Source organism: Cellulomonas wangleii, assembly GCF_018388445.1.
GTDB lineage: Bacteria > Actinomycetota > Actinomycetes > Actinomycetales > Cellulomonadaceae > Cellulomonas > Cellulomonas wangleii.
Genome location: NZ_CP074405.1, coordinates 1,197,153 through 1,215,827 on the forward strand (window position 1 = coordinate 1,197,153; position 18,675 = coordinate 1,215,827).

Genomic DNA, 18,675 nt, shown 5'->3' on the forward strand with positions numbered 1-18,675 from the left:
CATGGCCGGTCAGCAGCGCGTCTTTAAGGCGCGGATCAAGAGCACCCAGTCGCTGAAGAAGATGTTCCGCGCCCAGGAGCTCATCGCGGCGTCGCGCATCGGCCGGGCGCGCGGGCGGGTGACCATGGCCACGCCGTACGCGCGCGCGATCACGCGCGCGGTGTCGGCGGTCGCCACCCACTCCGACGTGTCGCACCCCTTCCTCGTGGAGCGGGACGACACGAAGCGGGTCGCTGTGCTGCTCATCGCCTCGGACCGTGGCATGGCCGGCGCGTACTCGGCGAGCGTCATCCGCGAGACCGAGCGGCTCGTGCAGCGTCTGGAGCAGTCGGGCAAGCAGGTCTCGCTCTTCGTCTCCGGGCGGCGAGCGGTGGCCTACTACACCTTCCGGCAGCGTGAGCTCGCCGGGCGGTGGACCGGGTTCTCGGACGCGCCCACCCCCGAGGTGGCCGACGAGATCGCGGACGCCCTGCTGGCGGCCTTCCGTGCTCCGGCCGACGAGGGCGGCGTGGGCGAGGTGCACGTCGTGTTCACGCAGTTCGTGAACATGGTGACGCAGCGCCCGCGCGTGATCCGGATGCTCCCGCTCGAGGTCGTCGAGGGCGTGGAGCCCGCCGGCGAGCACGACGCCCTGCCGCTCTACGAGTTCGAGCCGAGCCCGGAGGAGGTGCTGGACTCGCTGCTGCCGCGGTACGTCCGCACCCGCATCTACGCGAACCTCCTGCAGGCGGCCGCGTCCGAGCTCGCCGCGCGGCAGCGTGCCATGCACACGGCCACCGAGAACGCCGAGGACCTCATCCGCCTGTACACGCGACTGGCCAACCAGGCGCGTCAGGGCGAGATCACGCAGGAGATCAGCGAGATCGTGTCGGGTGCCGACGCTCTCGCGGCCTCCTGACCCGAACGACAGCACGACACCGACCCCAGCCGGGCGCCCGAGCGTTCCGGACGAGCGAAGCGAGGCAGACATGACCGCCACCACCGTCGACGCGACGGCCGCGAACGCCGGCACGCCCGGCGTCGGCCGGGTCGCGCGGGTCATCGGGCCCGTCGTGGACATCGAGTTCCCGCCGGACCAGATCCCCGAGATCTACAACGCGCTCGAGGTCGACATCGACCTCTCGGCGCAGGGCGAGGGTGAGGCCTCCGGCGGCTTCACGATGACCCTCGAGGTCGAGCAGCACCTCGGCGACTCGCTGGTGCGCGCGATCGCGCTCAAGCCGACCGACGGCCTGGTCCGCGGCGCGCAGGTGCGCGACACGGGTCTGCCGATCTCGGTGCCCGTCGGTGACGTCACCAAGGGCAAGGTCTTCAACGTCACGGGTGAGGTGCTCAACCTCGCCGAGGGCGAGACGCTCGAGATCACCGAGCGCTGGCCGATCCACCGCAAGCCCCCGGCCTTCGACCAGCTCGAGTCGAAGACGCAGATGTTCGAGACCGGCATCAAGGTCATCGACCTGCTCACCCCGTACGTCCAGGGCGGCAAGATCGGCCTGTTCGGCGGTGCCGGTGTCGGCAAGACCGTCCTCATCCAGGAGATGATCCAGCGCGTCGCGCAGGACCACGGTGGTGTCTCCGTGTTCGCCGGTGTCGGCGAGCGCACCCGTGAGGGCAACGACCTCATCGTCGAGATGGAGGAGGCGGGCGTCTTCGACAAGACGGCCCTCGTCTTCGGCCAGATGGACGAGCCCCCGGGCACGCGTCTTCGCGTCGCCCTGTCCGCCCTGACGATGGCGGAGTATTTCCGCGACGTGCAGAAGCAGGACGTGCTGCTCTTCATCGACAACATCTTCCGGTTCACGCAGGCGGGCTCCGAGGTCTCCACGCTGCTCGGCCGCATGCCGTCCGCGGTGGGCTACCAGCCCAACCTCGCCGACGAGATGGGTCAGCTGCAGGAGCGCATCACCTCCACGCGTGGTCACTCCATCACGTCGCTGCAGGCGATCTACGTCCCCGCGGACGACTACACCGACCCGGCGCCGGCCACGACGTTCGCGCACCTCGACGCGACCACCGAGCTCAGCCGTGAGATCGCGTCGCGCGGTCTGTACCCGGCCGTCGACCCGCTGGCCTCGACCAGCCGGATCCTCGACCCGCGCTACGTGGGCCAGGAGCACTACGACGTCGCGACGCAGGTCAAGCAGATCCTGCAGCGCAACAAGGAGCTCCAGGACATCATCGCGATCCTCGGTGTGGACGAGCTCAGCGAGGAGGACAAGACGATCGTCGCGCGTGCGCGCCGCATCCAGCAGTTCCTCTCGCAGAACACGTACATGGCCGAGAAGTTCACGGGCGTCGTCGGCTCGACGGTGCCGGTGTCCGAGACGGTCGAGGCGTTCAAGAAGATCGCCGAGGGCGAGTTCGACCACATCGCGGAGCAGGCGTTCTTCAACATCGGTGGCCTCGAGGACCTCGAGCGCAACTGGGCCCGCATCCAGAAGGAGTACGGCGTCTGAGCCTGCGGGCACAGACGACGTACCAGGACTCAGGAGGCAGCACGGTGGCTCAGCTCGAGGTCGACGTCGTGGCGGCGGACGGCAAGGTGTGGTCCGGCACCGCACGTCTGGTGTCGGCCCCCGCGGCCGACGGTGACATCGGCATCCTCGCCGGGCACACGCCGATCCTGTCGGTGCTGCGGCCCGGCGCGGTCCGCGTGGTGCCCGCCGGCGGCGGCGCGCCGCTGTCGTGGGACGTCGACGGGGGCTTCCTGTCCGTCGACTCCGACCAGGTGACGGTGGTGGTCGACTCGGTCTCCGGGTCGGCCGGCACCGCCCCGACCGGGCGCTGACGCGGCGGACGTCGGCGTGGAGGTCACGGCGTGAACGGTGCGGCGTGGATCACGGTCGCGGCGACGCTGGTGCTCCTCGCCGGGGTCGTCGCCGTGGTGTGGTTGTCCCGCACGAGCACGCTCTCGCGCCGGGTCGGTTCGTTCTCGTGCCGCCTGGTCGAGGCGGCGCACGACGGCAGGACGCCGTCCGCCCGGGGGGTCGCGCAGTACGGTTCGGTGACCCTCTACTGGTGGCGGCGGGCGTCGGTCATGCCTCGTCCGGCCCGGACGTGGTCGCGCGGCAGCATCGTCGTCCTCGAGCGCACGGTGCTGCCGCTCGTCCCCGGCAAGCCGCAGGCGGTGGTCGCGCGCTGCCAGGTCGCTCCCGCGACCGGCGGTCCGCTCCAGGAGATCCGGCTGCAGATGTCCGCCGACGCGTACGCCGGCTTCACGTCCTGGCTGGAGGCCACCCCCTCGCGGGTCGGCAAGGTGTTCTGATCCCCCCGAAGCACTGAAGGAGCGTCCATGCGCCTGGTGGTCGCCGAGTGCGCGGCGCGGTACACGGGACGGCTGTCGGCGCACCTGCCCCGCGCGCGCCGGCTCGTGGTGGTCAAGGCCGACGGGTCGGTGCTGCTGCACTCCGACGGCGGCTCGTACAAGCCGCTGAACTGGATGAGCCCGCCGTGCTCCCTCGCCGTGGGGGAGCCGGACGCCGAGCAGCGTGCCGCCGGCGTGACACAGGTCTGGACGGTGCAGCACGCCAAGACCGACGACCGGCTCGTGATCGACCTCTACGAGGTGCACCACGACTCGGCGCACGAGCTGGGCGTCGACCCCGGCCTCGTCAAGGACGGCGTCGAGGCGCACCTGCAGGAGCTGCTGGCAGCCCAGATCGGGTTGCTCGGGTCCGGCCACACGCTGGTGCGGCGCGAGTACCCGACGGCGATCGGCCCGGTCGACATCCTGGCGAAGGCGCCCGGCGGCGGGAGCGTGGCCGTCGAGATCAAGCGGCGCGGTGACATCGACGGCGTCGAGCAGCTCACGCGCTACCTGGAGCTGCTCAACCGTGACCCGCGCCTCTCGCCCGTGCGGGGCGTGTTCGCCGCGCAGGAGATCAAGCCGCAGGCGCGGGTGCTCGCCACCGACCGCGGCATCACGTGCCTGGTGCTCGACTACGACGCCATGCGGGGCGTCGACGACGTGGACGCCCGCCTCTTCTGACGTCGTGAGCGGGTTCGGATGAACGTGTTCACTTGCACCATGGACACGGTGCGGACGGGCGAACCCGCAGACCTCGCCGACGGCCGGCATGCCGACAGGGGCGAGCACGTGACGGCCGGTGCTCCTGCGGCGGTCGCGCCGTGAGCGCGCGGCGCACCGCGGACGAGACCCGCGAGCTGATCCGGTCGACGGCCCTGCGGCTGTTCCGCGAGCGGGGGAACGACGACTCGGAGGGCTCCCGGCGCACCCGAGCGCTCATCGACGGTGCGGCACCGGTCGTGGGGCGACTCGTCTCGCTCGCGCGTCTGCCGGTCGTGCCCGGTGCGGCGCAGGACGTGCTGCGCCTCGTCGCGGCGGCCCGGGCGTGATCCGGCACTGGACGGCGCCGGCCGTCGTGGGGGTCGTCGTCGCTGTGGTCACGGCCTGGGTCGTGCGCGCCGCGGCGTTCCTGCTGGTCGACGGCCCCGGCGCGCAGGCCTTGACCGGCTCCGCGACGTGGCTGCTGTACGCAGCCGGGCCCGCTGTGCTCTGCGCGGTGCCGCTCGTGGTGCTGGCGCGGGCGGTGCTGGGGCGGTTCGGCCCGGGGCCGGGCGTGTACGCAGGGCTGGGCCTGGTCGGGGGTGCACTGGTCGGTGTGGTGCAGACCGGAGTGCTGCTGTCGGCGTGGCCCTGGCAGGCGGGCTCGGCGGCGTGGGACCTCATCGGGCTGCCGGCCCTGGCCGGACTGGTCGGCGGGCTGGCGGCGGGCGCCGTGCGGGCGCGCCGCGGGACCGCCGCGCCGCGCGAGCGGCGCTGACGCGTCCCGTGCCGCGCCATGATGGGGCCATGGTGAGCCACGCCCCCGACCCCACCGGTCCGCTGCTCGTGCGGGGGGACGTCGTGACGCCCACCGGGGTGCTGCGTGACGCGGTGGTGCACGTGGTGGACGGTCGCGTCGACCGGGTCGAGCCCGCGGCGCAGGTACCGGCGGAGCAGCGGCCGGACGCCCCGGCGCCGGGCACGCTGGTGCTGCCGGGGCTGGTCGACCTGCACTGCCACGGCGGTGGCGGCGCCGGCTTCCCCGACGCCACGGGGCCGCAGGACGTGGCGCGGGCAGCGGCCCAGCACCTGCGGCACGGCACCACGACCCTGGTCGCGTCCCTCGTCACGGCCCCCCGCGCGGTGCTGCTGGAGCGGGCCGCGCTGCTCGCCGACGCGGCGGACGCCGGTGTCGTCGCGGGCATCCACCTCGAGGGGCCGTTCCTGGCGCCCGCCCGCTGCGGTGCGCAGAGCGCCGACGACATGCTGCCGGGCGACCCCACGCTCGTGCGCGACCTCGCTGCGGCCGCGAGGGGCCACCTGGTGACGATGACGGTGGCACCCGAGGTCCCCGGTGTGGCGGACGGGGGGCAGGACGTGCTCGCCGCTCTCGTCGCCGCCGGTGCGCTGCCCTCCGTGGGGCACACCGACGGGACGGCCGAGCAGGTCGAGGCGGCGGTCGCGCGAGCCTTCGACCTGCTCGCGACGTCGCCCCGGGCGAGGGGTCCCCGGCCGACCGCCACCCACCTGTTCAACGGCATGCGCCCGCCGCACCACCGGGACCCGGGGCCGGTCGCCGCGTGCCTGGCCGCCGCTGCGCGGGGTGAGCTCGTGGTCGAGCTGGTCGCCGACGGCACGCACCTGGCGCCGGCCACCGTCCGTGCGGTCATGGAGCTCGTCGGCCCCGACGGTGCCGTGCTCGTGACCGACGCGATGGCCGCGGCCGGCATGCCCGACGGGGACTACCGCCTGGGCCCCGCCGCCGTCCGGGTCGCCGACGGTGTCGCGCGGGTGCTGCAGCCCACGGCCGACGGCGGGGTCAGCACCGGTGCCATCGCCGGCGGCGTCGCGCACCTGCTCGACGTCGTGCGGGCGACCGTCGCGGCGGGTGTGCCCCTGGTCGACGCGGTCCGGGCGGCGTCCGCGACGCCGGCCGACGTGCTCGGCCGGCACGACGTCGGTGCGCTCGTGCCGGGGCGGCGCGCCGACCTGGTCGTCACGACGCCCGACCTGCGCCCGTTGCGTGTCGCACGTGGGGGGCTCTGGGTCGCCTGACGGTCGCCGCCCGACCGGCCGCGGGGACGTCCGGCCCGACGCCCGGCGTGCCGGTCACGTCAGTCGCACGGTGGCCAGACGCGCGGACCCGAGCAGCCGGAGGCGCAGGTCGCGCGGACCGTCCGCCCTCGTCAGGGCGGAGTCCGGGGCGAGGGGCGTCGTCAGCGTGCACCAGTCGTACCGGCCGCCGCCGGCGGGCACGTCGATGCGGACCTGGACCGACCCGTCGGCCGCGTCCAGCAGCTCGACGGCTGCGTCGCCCGCCCGCGTGCGGGCCACGGTGAGCTCGACCGCGGCTGCTCCCGCGACGTCGCAGTCCCGCAGCAGCACGCTCCCGGCCGGGTGGCCCCGCCGGACCTGCACGCAGGTGCCGGTCGTCGGCGTGAGGTCGGCGGGGTCGACGCCCGCCAGCGCGTCGGCGTCGACCGCACGTGCGGGCCGGGTGCGCAGGTCGCGCGGAGGCACGGGGTCGCCCGCCACCCACAGGTCGGCGCGCGGCCCGTCGTGCGCGCTCGACGGGGCGGCGGTCAGCACGTAGCGGCCCGGCTCCACGACCCACCGGTCGCGGGTCACGTCCCACACCGCGAGGTCGGCGACGGCCACGTGCAGGGTCGCGACGGCGGTGCCACCCGGCGGCACGACGACCCGCGTGTGGGCGACCACGCGGTGCGGGTACGCCAGCCGGTGCTCGGGCGCGTCGACGTAGAGCTGCACGAGCTCGTGCGCCGGCCGGTCGCCGGCGTTGGTGACGGTGACGTGGGCGACCACCCCGTCGCCGTCACGCACCGGGCCGGGGGTGCACCACAGGTCGTCGTACACGGGCGCGCCGTACGTCAGCCCGTGCCCCAGCCCGTACCGGGGACGGGTGCGGCTGTACCAGGACGTGGCGTGCGTCGCGATGACGTCCTGGTCGAGCAGGTCGCCCGCCTGCGCGGCGTCGGCGGGCCACTCCTGGGCGAGCCGCCCCGTGGGTTCCGCCTCGCCCAGCAGGACGTCCGCCAGCCCGTTGCCCAGCTCCTGCCCGGCGTGGCACGACCAGACGACGGCGTCGGCCTCGTCGCCGGCCGGGCCGAGCACGTACGGGTACGACGAGACGACGACCAGCACCGCCCGTGCACCCGCGGCCCGGGCGGCCCGCCACAGCGCGACCTGCGGTGCGGGCAGGTCCAGGTGCGGGCGGTCCTCGGTCTCGCGCCCGTGCAGGTGCGGGTCGTTCCCGACCGTGACGAGGACGACGTCGGCGGCGGCCGCGGCGTCCGCGACCGCGGCGGCTCCGCTGCGCAGCAGGTCGACGCGGAAGCGCTCGGCGAGCGCGGCGTCCGGTGCGTCGGCGACGAGCGTGCCGGCCTCGTCGTGCTGCACGCGCAGCCAGCGGCCGGACCCGGCGTGCTGCAGCGACCACGTGCCGTCGTCGTGCCGGGTGCGTCGGAAGGACTCCTGGGCGACCCAGCCGCCCACGCGGGTCGCGTCGGCGCGCACGGCCCAGCGCGCCCCGGACCACAGCAGGTCGCGACCGACGTCGCGCAGGGTCAGCAGCCCGTCGCCCCAGTCGGTGAGGTCGTGCCCCGGCGGCTCGTCGGCGTCCGCCACCAGCGTGCCGTCCGCCAGCGCGCGCACCCCCCGCCCGGTGCTGGTCGCGGTGAGCGTGATGCGGTCGGCGCCGTCGGCGACGTGCACGGCGTGCGTGCCCAGGCGCGTCGCCAGTGACGGGGCCAGCCCCACCAGGTACGGCGGCGTGCCGGAGTACCAGTCGTGCAGGACCCGCTCGGCGTGCGGTCCGACGACCGCCACGTTCGCGAGCGGGTCCAGGGGGAGCGCACCGTCGTTCGCGAGCACGACGACCCCCCGTGCGGCGGACTCCCGCGCCAGGGCGCGGTGCGCGGGCAGGTCGATCGCGTCGGGGCCGACCCGCCACGGGTCCAGCTCGGGGTCCAGCTCACCGGTGCGGATGCGCAGCTCGAGGTGGCGCAGGACCGCGCGGTCGACGTCCGCCGGTTCGAGCAGGCCGCGGTCGAGCGCCGCGGTGAGGCGGGCGACCGTGGGGCCGGCGTCGGCGTCGTTGTCGGTGAACGAGTCGACGCCCGCGCGCAGCAGCGCGGCGTGGGAGGCGACGTGGTCGTCGTGGTAGCGCTGGAACGTCACGACGTTGCCCGGCGCGGCGGCGTCCGAGACCACCAGCAGGGACTCGTCCGACCACGAGCGCAGCTCGTCGAGCAGCTCGCCGCACAGGTGGGCTGGACGCCCGTTCACCAGGTTGTACGACGGCATGAGGGCGCCGACGACGCCGGCTCGCAGCGGTCCGCGAAACGCCGGCAGCTCGTACTCGCGCAGCACGCGCGGGGGCAGGTTGCTGCTGGTCACGGCCCGGTCGGTCTCGTTGCCGTAGCCCAGGACGTGCTTGAGGGTCGGCACGGTCCGCCAGTACACGGGGTCGTCGCCGCGCAGGCCCCGGGCGTAGGCCGTCGCCAGCAGGGCGGTGACGTGGGGGTCGCTCGAGAACCCCTCCTCGGTGCGGCCCCACCCGGGGTGCCGCAGCGGGTTGACGACCGGCGCCCAGACGTTGAGCGAGACCGTCGGGTCCGCCGCGTGCTTGGCCCGCAGCTCGGTGCCGACCACCGCGCCGACGCGCTCGAGGAGGTCGGTGTCCCACGACGCGGCGAGCCCGACGGGTTGCGGGAAGACCGTGGCGGTGCCCAGCCAGGCCACGCCGTGCAGCGCCTCCGACCCCGTGCGGAAGGCCGCCAGGCCGAGGCGGGGGACGGCCGGGGCGTGCTGGTGCAGCAGCGCGATCCGCTCCTCGGGGGTGAGCGCGACGAGGAGTGCCTCGGCGCGACTCCGCACGGGCAGCGTCGCGTCGCGCCAGGCCGGTGGGGCGTCGGCGACGAGCAGGTCGGGGGTGGTGGCGTCGGCCACGTCGCTCCTCGTCGTCGGGGGCGTGCGATGGGTGCGCACGAGGGCTCGGGGCCGCCGGTACGCGTGCGATGGTCGAACCGTTTCGATGACCACGTCGGGCGTGCTGGCCAGCCATCGTGGCCGAATCGGCCGGCGCTGACAAGTTCCTCCTGTCAGTTGTGGGGGTCTTGCCTGAATCGGTGCCGTCCCCTAGATTCCCGAGCACGAAACCGAGTCGAACCGCTTCGATTGCGCGATGTCCATCGGGGTCATCGAGGACCCGCGGCGCCGCGCGACGGCCCGGTCGACCGCAGCACGTCCACATCCACGAGGGAGTGAAGGGCGCTGATGAACACCACCACCTCCGCCGGGAGCCTCGCCGACCGGCCCGTGCATCGCCGCTCGTTCCTCGGCATGGTCGCCGCAGGTGCGGCCGTCGTCGGCGTCCCGTCCCTGCTGACGGGCTGCGGCACGAGCGACGCCCCGGCCGCCGCACCCGGCGCCGTCCCCTCGGGCGACGTCCTGCCGACGTACGTGCCGATCGACTACGTCGAGCCCGACTTCCCCAGCGTCAACGGATCCACCCCCGGCTACGCGACGCTGCCCGCCGAGCTGGTCCGGTCCGTCCCCGAGGCCCCCGGCAGCGGCGCCACCTTCACCGCGATGACGCCGCTGTGGGGCACCATCCCGCCCACCAAGGGCAACCAGTACTACGAGGCCGTCAACGGCATCCTCGGCTCGTCCATCGAGTTCCGGATCACCGACGGCAACACCTACGGCGACAAGCTCGCCACGGTCCTGGCGTCCGCCAAGGACGTGCCGGACTGGGTCTGCGTACCCACCTGGAACATCCCGCCGCGGTTCGGCTCGGAGATCGTCCCGAACATCTTCCAGGACCTCACCGACCACCTCGGCGGCGACGCCGTCAAGGAGTACCCCAACCTCGCGAACATCCCCACGGACGCGTGGAGGTTCTGCGTCTTCAACGGCCGGCTCTACGGCCTGCCGTTCCCGGGCGAGACCATCACGGACGCCACCTTCGTGCGCACCGACGTCCTCGACGAGCTGGGCATCACGCTGGACGTCAGGAACGGGCAGGACCTGCTCGACCTGGCCGCCGAGCTGACGGGCGGCGGCCGCTGGGGTGCCGAGGACCTGTGGAACACCTCGGCGACCATCCACGCGGTGCCGCCGAAGTGGCGGCTCGACGGGGACCGCCTGGTGCACCGCGTGGAGACCGAGGAGTACCGCGCCGCCCTGGCGTGGAACGCCGAGCTGTTCGCGTCCGGCGCCGTCCACCCGGACGCCGTGGCCGACCAGCAGGGGGAGGCCAAGACCCGCTTCCAGTCCGGCACGTCGCTCCTCATGAGCGACGGGCTCGGCGGGTGGCACGAGGCGCTGCGTGACAACCTGGCGAGCAACCCCGGGTTCTGGCAGCAGCCCCTCGACCCGTTCGCGGCGGACGGCGGCACGCCCGTGCTGTGGAAGGGCAACCCCGCCAACATCTTCTCGTTCCTCAAGCGCAGCGACGACGAGGAGCGGATCCGCGAGCTGCTCGCGCTCGCGAACGTGCTGGCGGCACCGTTCGGCACCACCGAGTTCGACCTGGTGCAGAACGGCGTCGAAGGCGTGCACTACACCAAGGGGGAGGGCGGCGTGCCCGTGCCCACCGCGCTCGCCGCGACCGAGCTGCAGCCGACGTACATGTTCCTCGTCGACGGCCCGATCGCGAACACCCGGGTGCAGTACCCCGGCTACGTCGAGGCGTCCTCGACGTGGCAGCAGAAGGCGGCCGAGTTCGTCACGGACCCGCTCTTCTACGCGCAGCAGATCGTCGAGCCCGCGCAGTTCGCGTCGATCGGGCAGCCCTTCGTCGACCTCGAGAAGGACATCTCACGGGGCCGCAAGTCGCTCGACGACCTCGACGCGGCGGTCGAGACCTGGCGTTCCGCGGGGGGTGAGGAGCTGCGCTCCTTCTACCAGGAGATCCTGGACGCGCAGTGACGGGCCTCGGTCAGATCGTGCGTCGCGGCGGAGGGAGGGCCGCCACGGCGCCGGACCCGGTCCGGGACCCCGCGGGCACGTCCGCGGGGGCCCGGCCGGAGCCCCTCCCGGTCCGGCGGCTGTCGGTGCGCACGCGCCTGCGGCGCGACGGGGCGCTGCTCGTCATGACGCTGCCGGCGGTGCTCCTGCTCGCCGTGTTCGCCTACGTGCCGATGCTCGGCAACGTCATCGCGTGGCAGAGCTACTCGCCGTACACGGGGTTCCTGCGCAGCCCGTTCGTCGGTTGGGCGAACTTCGAGCGGGTGCTGTCCAACCCGCTGTTCCTGGACGCGGTGCAGAACACCCTGGTGATCACGGCGTTCCAGCTCGTCTTCTTCTTCCCCGTGCCGATCGTGCTGGCGCTGCTGCTCCACAGCGTCGTGACGCCGCGCATCCGCACGACCATCCAGTCGATCGTGTACCTGCCCCACTTCTTCTCGTGGGTGCTGGTCGTGACGATCTTCCAGCAGATCTTCGGGGGTGCGGGCCTGGTCAACCAGACCCTGCGCGACGCGGGGCTCGGCACGGGCTTCGACCTCATGACGAACCCCGACACGTTCCTGGTGCTGGTCACCATGCAGTCGGTCTGGAAGGACGCCGGCTGGGGGATCATCATCTTCCTCGCCGCGCTGTCCACCGTGTCGCCCGAGCTCTACGAGGCGGCCGCCGTCGACGGCGCCAACCGCTGGCGGCGGATGTGGCACATCACGCTGCCGGCGCTGCGACCCGTGATCGTGCTGCTGCTCATCCTGCGGCTGGGCGACGCGCTCACCGTGGGCTTCGAGCAGCTCATCCTGCAGCGCGGCGCCGTGGGGGCCGACGTCGCCGAGGTGATCGACACGTACGTCTACTACCAGGGCGTCATCTACGGGGACTGGGGCTTCGCGGCCGCGGCAGGCCTCGTCAAGGGCGTCGTCAGCCTGGCGCTGGTCCTCGGCGCCAACAAGCTCGCGCACGTGTTCGGTGAGTCGGGGGTGTACCAGAAGGCATGAGCATCGGCAGCGGTCAGACACCGGAGATCAGCTCGGACGTGCTCCTCGTCCCGCGGGACGCGGCCCCCGAGGAGGCGACGCGCGTGCCGCGCCGCCCACGCCCGCGGCGCTCGCGGCACCGGCCCGCGTGGGAGGAGCCGCCGTCGCGGGTCGGCGCGCTCGTCAAGGCCCTCGTCCTGACGGGCGTGGTCCTGGCGGTCGTCCTGCCGCTGTGGACGGTCGTCCTCACCAGCCTGTCCACGCAGGCCGAGACGATCCGGGTGGGCGGGCTCGTGCTCGTCCCGGGCGAGCTCACCCTCAACGCGTACCGGCAGATCCTGTCCGGCGGCATCGTCACCCGGGCGGTCCTGGTGAGCGTCGGCATCACGGCCGTCGGCACCGTCCTGTCGACGGTGGTGTCGGTGCTGGCCGCCTACGGGCTGTCGCGCCCGTCGTCGCTGTGGCACCGCCCCCTCCTGTTCGTCTTCCTCGTGACGATGTTCTTCGGGGCGGGCCTGATCCCGACCTACCTGCTGGTGAGCGGCCTGGGTCTGATCGACTCGTACTGGGCGCTGATCCTGCCCGGCGCGGTGTCCGCGTTCAACGTGCTGATCCTGCGCAACTTCTTCATGGGGCTGGAGCCGGCGATCCTCGACGCCGCCCGGATCGACGGTGCGGGGGACTGGCGCATCCTGGGCGGCGTCGTGCTGCCGATGTCGCGGGCCGTGGTCGCGGTGGTCGCCCTGTTCTACGGGGTGGGGTACTGGAACGCGTTCTTCAACGCGATCCTCTACATCAACGACAACGCCAAGTGGCCGCTGCAGCTGGTGCTGCGCTCCTACGTGCTGCAGGGCGTGACGCTGCCCGGGTCGGGCGTCGGCCAGGTCGACGTCGCGACGGGCGCCGTGACGGGCCTGCCGGTCAAGATGGCGGTCATGGTGCTGGCGATCGTGCCGATCCTCGTGGTGTACCCGTTCGTGCAGCGGCACTTCACCAAGGGCGTCATCTTCGGCGCCATCAAGGGCTGACGCCGGTGGTGCGCACGGGACGCACGGCTGGGTGGGCGGCCGCGTGGTCAGCGCGCGGGGGGAACCGTGCTGGCGCGCTCGACCAGCTGCGGGGTGAGCAGTCGCGTCTCCGCCGGGGCGGACTTCTCCACGCGGGCCATCGCCATCTCCACGGCCACCGTGCCGATGGTGTGCGCGGGGATGTCGATGCTCGTCAGGGGCAGCGGCTGGCCGACGGCCACGTCGGGCGGGCAGACGGCCAGGACCGAGACGTCGTCCGGGACGCGCCGCCCGCGCTCGCGGAGGGCAGCCAGCACCCAGGGCAGCGCGACCTCGTTGTGGACGACGAGCGCCGTGACGTCCGGCTGCCGGGCGAGCACGCGGTCGATCGCGTCGACGGCGCCGACCATCGACGACTCGCACGGCTCCACGATGCCCTCGACGCCGGCGTCGGAGGTCGCCTGCGTGAACCCGCGGATCATGCGCTCGGCGTACGACGTGTGCCGCTCGAGCACCGCACGCGGGGAGCCGACGAGGGCCACCTGCCGGTGGCCGAGCCGGGTGAGGTGGCGCACGGCCAGCCGGCCCGCGGCGTCGAAGTCGAGGTCGACGCACGACAGCCCCTCGGGGTCCCGCGGCAGCCCGATGAGCACCGCGGGCTGGCTGAGGCGTGCCAGCACGGGCACGCGCGGGTCGTCGGCCTCGATGTCCATCATCACCAGCGCGTCGACCATCGAGCCGGTCGCGACGCGCTCCATGCCGGCGATCTCGTCGGCGGTCAGCAGCAGCACGTCGTGGTCGTACGTGCGCGCGGCGGTGACGACGCCGGTGACGAACTGCATGATCACCGAGACGTTGACGTCGACGCGCAGCGGGGCCATGAGGGCGAGCACGTTGGTGCGGCTGGAGGCCAGGGCGCGGGCGCCCGCGTGCGGGCGGTACCCCAGGTCGCGGATGGCCCGCTCGACGCGCTGGCGGGTGGGGGCCGAGATCGGCCGCTTGCCCGACAGCACGTAGGAGACGGTGGAGGTCGACACCCCTGCCGCTCGCGCCACGTCGTCGATGGTGCTCGCCACGTCGCTCCGTCCGTCAGGTGCTCGGGGCTCGCCGGATCGCGCTCCCACCCGCTGGTGCGGCACACCCTAGCGCGCGGTCCGGGTGCCCCGAGCGGCCCGGTGGCGCGGGTTCACCCGCGTGGACGGGCAGGGTCGGCACGCAAGCGCTTCGCCTCGCACCTGGTCGGACGTCCGGCTCGACGCCGGGGGACCCACGCGGAGGTAGAACGATATCGACCCGCTAGGCTGGTGAAGCGCTTCGACGATCAAGGCGCCCAGGGGCGCGGCGGGAGGCGGACCTCGTGACGGACCTCGCGACACCCCGCGCGGCACCCGCGCCCACCCGGCCGCTCGCGCGCCTCACCGACGAGGTCGGCCTCCTGCTCGGCGCCGACTGGAACCCCGAGCAGTGGCCGCCCGAGGTCTGGCGCGAGGACGTCGCTCTCATGCGCGACGCGGGCGTGAACCTCGTGACGGTCGGCGTCTTCGCCTGGGCCGCGCTCGAGCCCCGGCCCGGGCGCTTCGAGCTCGGCTGGCTGGAGCAGGTCGTCGACCTCGCCGCCGACCACGGCATCCTCGTCGACCTCGCCACCCCGACCGCCTCGCCCCCGCCCTGGCTCGGGGTGCTCTGGCCGGGCACGCGAGCCGTCACGCGGGACGGCGTCCGCCTGTCGCACGGGTCCCGCAACCACTTCTGCCCCTCCTCCCCGCAGTACCGCGAGCGGTCCCTGTCCGTCGTGCGGACGCTCGCCGCGCGGTTCGGCCCCCACCCCGGCGTGCGGATGTGGCACGTCGGCAACGAGTTCGGCCAGGTGTGCTGGTGCGAGCACTGCGCGCAGGGGTTCCGCACGTGGCTGCGGGCACGGTACGGCAGCCTCGACGAGCTGAACCGGGCGTGGGGCACCACGTTCTGGAGCCAGCGCTACGACGAGTGGTCCGAGGTGATCCCGCCGCGGACCGCGCCCTACCTGGTCAACCCGACCCAGGTGCTCGACCACCGGCGGTTCGCCTCCGACCAGCTCCTGGCGCTCTACCTCGAGCAGCGCGAGGTCGTGGAGCAGCACGCGCCCGGCGTGCCGGTCACCACCAACCTCATGGGCTTCCACCACCCGACCGACTACTGGCGCTGGGCCCCGCACCTCGACGTCGTCGCCGACGACGTCTACGGGGACCCGGCCGACCCGGACGACGTGGTGCGGGTCGCGCTCACGCACGACCTCGCGCGCGGCCTGGCCGGCGGCGCGCCGTGGATGGTCATGGAGCAGGCGGCCGGTGCCGTGAGCTGGCGGCCCCACAACGTGCCCAAGTCGACCGCCCGGCTGCGCCTGGACTCGCTGCGCGCGATCGCCCGCGGCGCCGACGGCTCGTGCTTCTTCCAGTGGCGGGCGTCCGTGGTCGGCGCCGAGCGCTTCCACTCGGCGCTCGTCCCGCACGCCGGGCCGGACACCGCGCGGCACCGCGCGGTGGTGGCGCACGGTGCTGAGCTGGGCAGGCTGCGTCGCGTCGTCGGCACACGGGTGCCCGCACGGGTGGCGCTGGTCATGGACTGGTCGAGCTGGTGGGCGGCCGAGGAGCCGGGCGGCCCGTCGGAGCGGCTGCGCGTGCTCCCGCAGCTCCTGGCCTACTACCGGCCGCTGTGGGAGGACGGCGTCGCGGTGGACGTCGTGCCCCCCGGTGCGGACCTCGACGGGTACGACCTGGTGGTGGCGCCGCAGCTGTTCCTCGTCGACGACGCCCACGTCCCGGGCCTGCGTCGCGTGGTCGAGCGTGGTGGCGTGCTGCTCGTCGGGCCGTTCTCCGCCGTGGTCGACCGCGACGCCCACGTGCGCACCGGCCGGTTCCCCGTCCCGTTCGCGGACCTGGTCGGCGGATCGGGGGAGGAGCACGTGCCGCTGCCCGACGTCGGGGTGAGCGTGCGGTCCGACCTGCTCGGTGACGTCGTGGTGCACGACTGGGCCGAGCGCCTGCGCGTCGACGACGGTGAGGCCCTCGCCACGGTCGACGGGGGTGACCTGGACGGCTGCCCGCTGGTGGTCCGCCGCCGGCACGACGGCGGCGGGCAGGGCTGGTACGTCGGCGCGCTGCTACCGCCGGACGCCGTGGGGGCCGTGGTCCGCGCCTGTCTGGCGGCGGCCGGTGTCGCGGGCCCCGCCGACGTGCGGGCCGAGGCGGGCGTGGAGGTCGTGCGCCGCGGGGACGTCCTCTTCTGCCTCAACGCGAGCGACCGGCCGCGCGCCGTCGAGCTCACCGACGCCGGGGCCGGAGCCTGGCACGACCTGCTGACCGGCACCGACGTCACCGGCCGTGTGCCGCTGGCGGCGCACGGCGCCCTCGCCCTGACCGAGAGGACCCCATGAAGTTCACCGACGGCTACTGGCAGCTCCTGCCCGGGGTCACCGAGCTGCGTCCCCGCCACGTGGACGACGTCGTCGCCGGCGAGGACACGCTCACCGTGTACGCGTCGACGGCGCCGATCGTCACGCGCGGGGACACGCTCAACCGGCCACTGGTGACGGTGACCCTGCACTCGCCCATGGACGGCGTCGTCGGCGTGACCATCGAGCACTTCCAGGGTGGGCTGGACCGCGGTCCGCGGTTCGCGCTGCACCGCAGCGTGGGCGACGTCAAGATCACGACGCCGCAGCTCAACGGGGCCCCCGTGGCGACGCTCCGCTCGGGCCCGCTCGAGGCGCGGGTGGCGACCGAGGGGGACTGGTCGGTCGAGTTCGTCGCCGACGGCCGCGTGCTCACCTCGTCCGTGGCCCGCAGCGTCGGGGTGATGACCGACGCCGCGGGGCGGCACTTCGTCCGTGAGCAGCTGACCCTGGGCGTCGGGGAGCACGTCTACGGCCTGGGCGAGCGGTTCGGCGCCCTGGTGAAGAACGGCCAGACGGTGGACATCTGGAACGCCGACGGCGGCACGGCCAGCGACCAGGCGTACAAGAACGTGCCGTTCTACCTCTCGGACACGGGGTACGGGGTGTTCGTCGACCAGCCGGAGCGGGTCTCCTTCGAGATCGGTACCGAGGTCGTCTCGCGCGCCCAGTTCTCGGTGGAGGGGCAGTCGCTGACCTACTACGTCGTGGCCGGCCCGACGCCCAAGGACGTGCTGCGCCGGTACACCGCGCTCACCGGCCGCCCGGCGCGGGTGCCCGACTGGTCCTACGGCCTGTGGCTGTCCACCTCGTTCACCACCAGCTACGACGAGGCCACGGTCACGCACTTCGTCGACGGCATGGCCGAGCGCGACCTGCCGCTGAGCGTCTTCCACTTCGACTGCTTCTGGATGCGGCAGTTCCACTGGAGCGACTTCGTGTGGGACCCGGCGACGTTCCCGGACCCCGAGGGGATGCTGCGCCGGCTCAAGGAGCGCGGTCTGCGCATCTGCGTCTGGATCAACCCCTACATCGCGCAGCGCTCGGCGCTGTTCGCGGAGGGCAAGGAGCTCGGCCACCTGGTGCGCAACGCGGACGGGTCCGTGTGGCAGTGGAACCTGTGGCAGGCGGGGATGGCGCTGGTGGACTTCACCAGCCCGGACGCCGTCGCGTGGTACCAGGGCAAGCTGCGCACGCTGCTGGACCAGGGCGTCGACTGCTTCAAGACCGACTTCGGCGAGCGGATCCCGACCGACGTGGTGTGGCACGACGGGTCGGACCCGCAGCGCATGCACAACTACTACGCGCACCTGTACAACCGGTGCGTCTTCGAGCTCCTGGAGGCCGAGCGGGGACCGGGCGAGGCGGTGCTGTTCGCGCGCTCGGCCACCGCGGGCGGCCAGCAGTACCCGGTGCACTGGGGCGGCGACTGCGAGTCGACCTTCGTCTCGATGGCGGAGTCGCTGCGCGGCGGGCTGTCGCTGGCGCTGTCGGGGTTCGGGTTCTGGAGCCACGACATCGGCGGGTTCGAGGGCGTGCCCGACGCCGCGGTGTTCAAGCGGTGGGTGCCGTTCGGGCTGCTGTCGTCGCACAGCCGGTTGCACGGCTCGGACTCCTACCGGGTGCCGTGGGCGTTCGACGAGGAGGCGGTCGAGGTCACGCGGCGCTTCACGCGGCTCAAGCTGTCGCTCATGCCCTACCTGGCGCAGGCGGGCCGGGTGGCGCACGAGGAAGGGCTGCCCGTCATGCGGCCGATGGTGCTGGAGTTCCCGCACGACCGGGGGGCCGCGACCGTGGACACCCAGTACATGCTGGGGGAGTCGCTGCTGGTGGCGCCCGTGTTCTCGGCGGACGGGGACGTCGACGTCTACGTGCCGGAGGGGACGTGGACGTCGCTGCTGACGGGGGAGCAGGTCACCGGCCCGCGCTGGGTCCACGAGCGGCACGGCGTCGACTCGGTCCCGCTGTACGTGCGGCCGGGCACGGTGCTGCCCGTCGGCGCGCACGACGACCGCCCCGACCGGGACCACGCCGACGGCGTCACGCTGCGGCTGTTCGGGCTGGCCGACGGTCACGTCTCGACGCTGCGCGTGCCGAGCGGGCAGGGCGAGGCGACGTTCGAGGTGCGGCGCGTCGGGGCGACCGTGCGGGTGCGCGCGGTCGGGGCCCCGGGGGCGTGGGCGGTGCACCCGTGGGGCGGGGACCGGGTCGACGTCGCGGCGGGCACGGCGGAGGTCGAGCTGCGGGCGTGAGCGACGCCCGCTGAGTCGT

Annotated in this window: 15 protein-coding genes; 13 read left to right on the plus strand and 2 right to left on the minus strand. The window is 73.7% G+C overall.

The annotated features are described in order from the left end of the window. Position 1 precedes the first annotated feature (1 nt). The 8 genes from KG103_RS05590 (at position 2) to KG103_RS05625 (ending at position 6,061) form a co-directional block, all read left to right on the plus strand. Positions 2-898, plus strand: coding sequence for a F0F1 ATP synthase subunit gamma (locus KG103_RS05590; RefSeq protein WP_207341675.1), 897 nt, complete (start codon positions 2-4; stop codon positions 896-898). A 70-nt stretch (positions 899-968) separates the two neighbouring features. After that, positions 969-2,456, plus strand: coding sequence for a F0F1 ATP synthase subunit beta (gene atpD, locus KG103_RS05595; protein ID WP_207341676.1), 1,488 nt, complete (start codon positions 969-971; stop codon positions 2,454-2,456). Positions 2,457-2,500: 44 nt separating this feature from the next. Continuing rightward, positions 2,501-2,788, plus strand: coding sequence for a F0F1 ATP synthase subunit epsilon (locus KG103_RS05600; protein WP_207341677.1), 288 nt, complete (start codon positions 2,501-2,503; stop codon positions 2,786-2,788). A 30-nt stretch (positions 2,789-2,818) separates the two neighbouring features. Continuing rightward, a complete protein-coding gene (locus KG103_RS05605) occupies positions 2,819-3,265 on the plus strand; it encodes a DUF2550 family protein (RefSeq protein WP_207341678.1) in 447 nt (148 codons plus the stop codon). A gap of 27 nt (positions 3,266-3,292) precedes the next feature. Then, the gene (gene nucS, locus KG103_RS05610) at positions 3,293-3,988 is read left to right on the plus strand and encodes an endonuclease NucS (RefSeq protein ID WP_207341679.1); all 696 of its coding nucleotides are present in this window, start codon (positions 3,293-3,295) and stop codon (positions 3,986-3,988) included. A gap of 140 nt (positions 3,989-4,128) precedes the next feature. Further along, the gene (locus KG103_RS19065) at positions 4,129-4,356 is read left to right on the plus strand and encodes a hypothetical protein (RefSeq protein ID WP_207341680.1); all 228 of its coding nucleotides are present in this window, start codon (positions 4,129-4,131) and stop codon (positions 4,354-4,356) included. After that, complete coding sequence (locus tag KG103_RS05620; RefSeq protein WP_207341681.1) at positions 4,353-4,784, plus strand: hypothetical protein; 432 nt, start codon at positions 4,353-4,355, stop codon at positions 4,782-4,784. Before KG103_RS19065 ends, KG103_RS05620 begins: the two co-directional genes overlap by 4 nt. Before the next feature lie 29 nt (positions 4,785-4,813). After that, positions 4,814-6,061: an N-acetylglucosamine-6-phosphate deacetylase gene (locus KG103_RS05625; RefSeq protein ID WP_207341682.1), complete on the plus strand. Its 1,248-nt coding sequence runs from the start codon at positions 4,814-4,816 to the stop codon at positions 6,059-6,061. Between the two features lie 54 nt (positions 6,062-6,115). Here KG103_RS05625 and KG103_RS05630 read toward each other — a convergent pair whose 3' ends face one another. After that, positions 6,116-8,974: a glycoside hydrolase family 3 C-terminal domain-containing protein gene (locus tag KG103_RS05630; protein ID WP_249670815.1), complete on the minus strand. Its 2,859-nt coding sequence runs from the start codon at positions 8,972-8,974 to the stop codon at positions 6,116-6,118. Between the two features lie 327 nt (positions 8,975-9,301). Between KG103_RS05630 and KG103_RS05635 the strand changes: the two genes are divergently transcribed. From KG103_RS05635 to KG103_RS05645, 3 genes are read left to right on the plus strand one after another with little or no spacing between them, the layout of a single operon-like run. Next, entirely contained in the window at positions 9,302-10,957 is a 1,656-nt protein-coding gene (locus tag KG103_RS05635; protein WP_207341683.1) for an extracellular solute-binding protein, read from the plus strand. A gap of 14 nt (positions 10,958-10,971) precedes the next feature. Beyond that, the gene (locus KG103_RS05640; RefSeq protein WP_372434917.1) at positions 10,972-11,988 is read left to right on the plus strand and encodes an ABC transporter permease; all 1,017 of its coding nucleotides are present in this window, start codon (positions 10,972-10,974) and stop codon (positions 11,986-11,988) included. After that, positions 11,985-12,995 carry a carbohydrate ABC transporter permease gene (locus KG103_RS05645; RefSeq protein WP_207341684.1) on the plus strand — a complete coding sequence of 337 codons (1,011 nt, stop codon included), beginning with the start codon at positions 11,985-11,987 and terminating at the stop codon, positions 12,993-12,995. Before KG103_RS05640 ends, KG103_RS05645 begins: the two co-directional genes overlap by 4 nt. Positions 12,996-13,042: 47 nt before the next feature. Here KG103_RS05645 and KG103_RS05650 read toward each other — a convergent pair whose 3' ends face one another. Next, on the minus strand, positions 13,043-14,050 hold the full coding sequence (locus KG103_RS05650; RefSeq protein ID WP_207341685.1) for a LacI family DNA-binding transcriptional regulator: 1,008 nt from the start codon (positions 14,048-14,050) through the stop codon (positions 13,043-13,045). A gap of 281 nt (positions 14,051-14,331) precedes the next feature. Here KG103_RS05650 and KG103_RS05655 point away from each other — a divergent pair, with 281 nt between their 5' ends. After that, positions 14,332-16,386: a beta-galactosidase gene (locus tag KG103_RS05655; RefSeq protein WP_207341686.1), complete on the plus strand. Its 2,055-nt coding sequence runs from the start codon at positions 14,332-14,334 to the stop codon at positions 16,384-16,386. After that, positions 16,383-18,656: an alpha-xylosidase gene (gene yicI, locus KG103_RS05660; RefSeq protein WP_207341687.1), complete on the plus strand. Its 2,274-nt coding sequence runs from the start codon at positions 16,383-16,385 to the stop codon at positions 18,654-18,656. Before KG103_RS05655 ends, yicI begins: the two co-directional genes overlap by 4 nt. The last annotated feature ends 19 nt before the right edge of the window (positions 18,657-18,675 follow it).

Bases quoted from the DNA above. Each gene is read 5' to 3' on its own strand.
- atpD (WP_207341676.1), top strand. From the start codon at position 969: ATGACCGCCACCACCGTCGACGCGACGGCCGCGAACGCCGGCACGCCC.
- KG103_RS05590 (WP_207341675.1), top strand. From the start codon at position 2: ATGGCCGGTCAGCAGCGCGTCTTTAAGGCGCGGATCAAGAGCACCCAG.
- KG103_RS05635 (WP_207341683.1), top strand. From the start codon at position 9,302: ATGAACACCACCACCTCCGCCGGGAGCCTCGCCGACCGGCCCGTGCAT.
- KG103_RS05625 (WP_207341682.1), top strand. From the start codon at position 4,814: ATGGTGAGCCACGCCCCCGACCCCACCGGTCCGCTGCTCGTGCGGGGG.
- nucS (WP_207341679.1), top strand. From the start codon at position 3,293: ATGCGCCTGGTGGTCGCCGAGTGCGCGGCGCGGTACACGGGACGGCTG.
- KG103_RS05645 (WP_207341684.1), top strand. From the start codon at position 11,985: ATGAGCATCGGCAGCGGTCAGACACCGGAGATCAGCTCGGACGTGCTC.
- yicI (WP_207341687.1), top strand. From the start codon at position 16,383: ATGAAGTTCACCGACGGCTACTGGCAGCTCCTGCCCGGGGTCACCGAG.